The 4,027-nt window shown below is 72.9% G+C and carries 4 protein-coding genes and 1 pseudogene; 2 read left to right on the forward strand and 3 right to left on the reverse strand.

What is annotated here, in order from left to right; translation table 11 throughout:
• Positions 1–17: 17 nt before the first annotated feature.
• The 3 genes from HET64_RS37325 to HET64_RS37335 are packed head-to-tail and all read right to left on the reverse strand — an operon-like array spanning position 18 to position 2,640.
• Positions 18–1,175, reverse strand: coding sequence for an acetyl-CoA C-acetyltransferase (locus tag HET64_RS37325; RefSeq protein ID WP_215111675.1), 1,158 nt, complete (start codon positions 1,173–1,175; stop codon positions 18–20).
• A gap of 40 nt (positions 1,176–1,215) precedes the next feature.
• Positions 1,216–1,827, reverse strand: coding sequence for a TetR/AcrR family transcriptional regulator (locus HET64_RS37330; protein ID WP_215111676.1), 612 nt, complete (start codon positions 1,825–1,827; stop codon positions 1,216–1,218).
• 30 nt (positions 1,828–1,857) lie between these two features.
• Complete coding sequence (locus HET64_RS37335) at positions 1,858–2,640, reverse strand: SDR family oxidoreductase (RefSeq protein WP_215111677.1); 783 nt, start codon at positions 2,638–2,640, stop codon at positions 1,858–1,860.
• Positions 2,641–2,750: 110 nt separating this feature from the next.
• On the opposite strand from HET64_RS37335, the gene HET64_RS37340 reads away from it, so the two are divergent.
• Both HET64_RS37340 and HET64_RS39480 read left to right on the forward strand, forming a co-directional pair.
• Positions 2,751–3,896, forward strand: a complete 1,146-nt coding sequence (locus HET64_RS37340; protein ID WP_215111678.1) for an acyl-CoA dehydrogenase family protein — start codon at positions 2,751–2,753, stop codon at positions 3,894–3,896.
• Positions 3,896–4,027, forward strand: a pseudogene (locus HET64_RS39480) (acyl-CoA dehydrogenase); the annotation flags it as partial. The gene HET64_RS37340 and the pseudogene HET64_RS39480, both read left to right, overlap by 1 nt.

Raw genomic sequence — 4,027 nt, forward strand, 5'->3', positions numbered from 1 at the left:
GGGCAGGGGCCGGGTTCTCAGAGCCGCTCGACGATGGTGACGTTGGCCTGTCCGCCGCCTTCGCACATCGTCTGGAGCCCGTAGCGGCCGCCGGTGCGTTCCAGTTCGTGCAGCAGGGTCGTCATCAGCCGGGCCCCGGTCGCGCCGAGCGGGTGGCCCAGCGCGATGGCTCCGCCGTTGACGTTGACCCGCTCGGGGTCGGCACCGGTCTCTTTCAGCCAGGCGAGGACGACCGGGGCGAACGCCTCGTTGATCTCGACGAGGTCGATGGCGTCGAGGGTGAGGCCGGTCTTCTTCAGGGCGTACGCGGTGGCCGGGATCGGGGCCGAGAGCATCCGGATCGGGTCCTCGCCCCGTACGGACAGGTGGTGCACCCGGGCCCGCGGGGTGAGCCCGTGTTCGGCGACGGCCCGCTCCGAGGCGATGAGCAGGGCGGCGGCCCCGTCGGAGACCTGGGAGGAGCAGGCCGCGGTGATGGTGCCGCCCTCCACGACAGGCCGCAGACCGGCCATTTTCTCCAGGGTGGTGTCGCGGCGCGGCCCCTCGTCCGTGGTGACGTCCCCGTACGCGACGGTCTCGCGGGCGAAGCGGCCCTCGTCGATGGCGCGGAGTGCCCGGTGGTGGGAGGTGAGGGCGAACTCCTCCATGTCGCGGCGGCTGATGCCCCACTTCTCGGCGATCAGCTGGGCGCCGTGGAACTGGTTGACGGGGGCGTCGCCGTAGCGGGCGCGCCAGCCCTCGCTGCCCGCGTACGGCCCCTGGGTGAGGCCGAGGGGTTCGGCGGCCTGCCGGGAGGCGAAGGCGATCGGGATCTGGGTCATGTTCTGGGTGCCGCCCGCGACGACGAGGTCCTGGGTGCCGGAGAGGACGCCCTGGGCCGCGAAGTGGAGGGCCTGCTGGGAGGAGCCGCACTGCCGGTCGACGGTGACGCCGGGGACCTCCTCGGGGAGTCCGGCGGCCAGCCATGACGTACGGGCGATGTCGCCGGCCTGGGGGCCGACGGTGTCCAGGCAGCCGAAGACGACGTCCTCGACGGCCGCCGGGTCGACTCCGGAGCGGGCGATCAGCTCCCGCAGCACGTGCGCGCCGAGGTCGGCGGGGTGGACGGCCCCGAGGCCGCCCTTGCGCCGTCCGACGGGGGTCCGTACCGCTTCGACGATGTAGGCCTCGGCCATGGCTGCTGCTCCTCGGGGCGCTCGGGGTGGACGAACGGGGTTACGTACGCAGGGCGATTCCGTCGAGCACCATCGAGAGGTACTGACGGGCGATCTCCTCGGGGCTGTGGTGTCCGCCGGGCCGGTACCAGGAGGCCGCGACCCAGACGGTGTCGCGGACGAAGCGGTAGGTGAGGCGGACGTCGAGGTCGTCGCGGAAGGCGCCTTCGGCGACGCCGCGTTCCAGGGTGCCGAGCCAGGCCTTCTCGAACTTCGTCTGCGAGTCGACGAGGTAGGTGAAGCGCGGCTGGGTGGCGAGGTGCTTGGACTCCTTCTGGTAGATCGCGACGGCGGGGCGGTGCCGGTCGATCTCCCGGAAGGACTCGGTGACCAGGGCCTCGATGGTCTCGCGGGGTCCGAGGCCGGCCTCCAGGACCGTGTCGTAGCCCCGCCAGAGCTCGTCGAGGAAGGTGGAGAGGATCTCGTCGATCATCGATTCCTTGGAATCGAAGTGGTAGTAGAGGCTGCCCGCGAGCATCCCGGCCTCGTCCGCGATCCGGCGGACGGTGGTGGCGTTGTATCCCTGGGCGGCGAAGACCTCGGCGGCGGTGGCGAGCAGTTCACGGCGTCGCTCCGGCGTGGGGGTCACCTGGGGCTTCTTCTTGGTAGGCACCCGGCCATTGTCCGCCCGCGGCCTGTGCGTTCACGCATGCTGGCTGCTGACGGGGACGACCTCGCCGGTCATGTACGAGGAGTAGCCGCTGGCGAGGAAGACGATCACGTTGGCGACCTCCCAGGGTTCGGCGTACCGGCCGAAGGCCTCCTTCGCGGTGAGTTCGGCGAGGAGTTCGGCGGAGGTCACCTTGGCCAGGTGGGGGTGCATGGCGAGGCTGGGGGCGACGGCGTTGACGCGTACGCCGTAGTCGGCGGCCTCGACGGCGGCGCAGCGGGTGAGGGCCATGACGCCGGCCTTGGCGGCGGCGTAGTGGGCCTGGCCGCGCTGGGCGCGCCAGCCGACGACGGAGGCGTTGTTGACCAGGACTCCGCCGGTGCCGGCGGCCTTGAGGGAGCGCAGGGCGGCGCGGGTGCAGCGGAAGGTGCCGTTCAGGGTGACGTCGAGGATCCTCGTCCACTGGTCGTCGGTCATCTCGGTGAGTTCGGCGGTGCCGCCGAGGCCCGCGTTGTTGACGACGATGTCGAGGCCGCCGTGGGCGCGTTCGGCGTGGGCGAAGAGGGCTCCGACCTGCTCCTCGTCGGTGACGTCGCAGGTCAGGTGGGTGACGCGGTCGGTGCCGAACTCGTCGGCGAGGGCGTGCGCGCTCTCCTTCAGCCGGCGCGCGTGGGAGTCGCCGATCACGACGCGGGCGCCCTCCTCCAGGAAGCGGCGGGCGGTCGCGCCGCCGATCCCGGCTCCGGCGGCGGCGGTGACGACGGCGGTGCGGCCGGCCAGCAGTCCGTGTCCCGGCAGGTACGGCGGTGTGTCCATGGCCCGGTCCCCCGGCTTCTCGACGGTCCCTGGGCCGTACGTTAACCTACCAAACACTTGTTAGGGAACACCTCGGCGACGGTGCCGACCGGACGGAAGGCGGGCGCTTCATGGATCTGGCGCAGACGGCACGGACAGCAGCCCTGCGGGCCGAGGCCCGGGCCTGGCTCCGGGACCACGTACCGGCCCGGCCGCTGCCCTCCCTGGAGACCGGGGAGGGGTTCGCCGCCCACCGGGAGTGGGAGGCGCTGCTGGGCGCCGGCCGGTGGTCGGCGGTCTCCTGGCCCAAGGAGTACGGGGGCCGGGGCGCGGATCTCTTCGGCTGGCTGGCGTTCGAGGAGGAGTACTGGGCGGCGGGCGCCCCCGGCCGGGTCTCGCAGAACGGGATCAGCCTCCTCGCCCCGACCCTCCTCGCCCACGGCACGGCGGAACAGCGGGCCCGCGTGCTGCCCCCGATGGCGAGCGGCGAGGTCGTCTGGGCGCAGGCATGGTCGGAGCCGGAGGCCGGGTCGGACCTGGCGGCGCTGCGGTCGCGGGCGGTGCGCACGGACGGCGGCTGGCTGTTGTCGGGGCAGAAGACCTGGTCGTCGCGGGCGGCGTTCGCGGACCGGGCCTTCGGCATCTTCCGTACGGACCCGGGGGCGGCGAAACCGCACCAGGGACTCACGTATCTGATGTTCGGGCTGTCGGAGCCGGGGGTCACCGTGCGCCCGATCGGGCGGCTGGACGGGAAGCCCGCGTTCGCCGAGATCTTCCTCGACGAGGTCTTCGTCCCGGACGCGGACGTCATCGGGGAGCCGGGGCACGGCTGGCGCATCGCCATGTCGGCCACCGGCGACGAGCGGGGCCTCACCCTCCGCTCCCCCGGCCGTTTCCTGGCCGCCGCCGACCGGCTCAAGGACCTGTGGCGGAAGGCGGGCGACCCGGCGGACACGGCGCTGCGCGACCGGGTGGCGGACGCGGTGATCGGGGCGCGGGCGTATCAGCTGTTCACCGCCGCCTCCGCGTCCCGGTTCGCGGCGGGGGCCTCGCTGGGGCCCGAGTCCAGCCTGAACAAGGTGTTCTGGTCGACGTACGACATCGCGCTGCACGAGACGGCACTCGATCTGCTGGGCCCGGACGCGGAGCTGGCGGACACGGCCTGGGCGGAGGGGTACGTCTTCGCGCTCGCGGGACCCGTGTACGCCGGGACCAACGAGATCCAGCGGGACATCATCGCCGAGCGGCTGCTCGGCCTGCCGAGGGGACGGCGCTGATGCGTTTCCTCCTCGACGACGAGCAGCGGGAGTTCGCCCGGTCACTGGAGGCGATGCTGACGGCGGCCGGCACACCGTCGGTCCTGCGGGCGTGGGCCGCCGGGGACCACGGGCCGGGGCGGGCCCTGTGG

Source organism: Streptomyces sp. McG3 (genome assembly GCF_018619185.1).
Taxonomy (GTDB): domain Bacteria; phylum Actinomycetota; class Actinomycetes; order Streptomycetales; family Streptomycetaceae; genus Streptomyces.

Bases quoted from the DNA above. Each gene is read 5' to 3' on its own strand.
- HET64_RS37325 (WP_215111675.1), bottom strand. From the start codon at position 1,175: ATGGCCGAGGCCTACATCGTCGAAGCGGTACGGACCCCCGTCGGACGG.
- HET64_RS37335 (WP_215111677.1), bottom strand. From the start codon at position 2,640: ATGGACACACCGCCGTACCTGCCGGGACACGGACTGCTGGCCGGCCGC.
- HET64_RS37340 (WP_215111678.1), top strand. From the start codon at position 2,751: ATGGATCTGGCGCAGACGGCACGGACAGCAGCCCTGCGGGCCGAGGCC.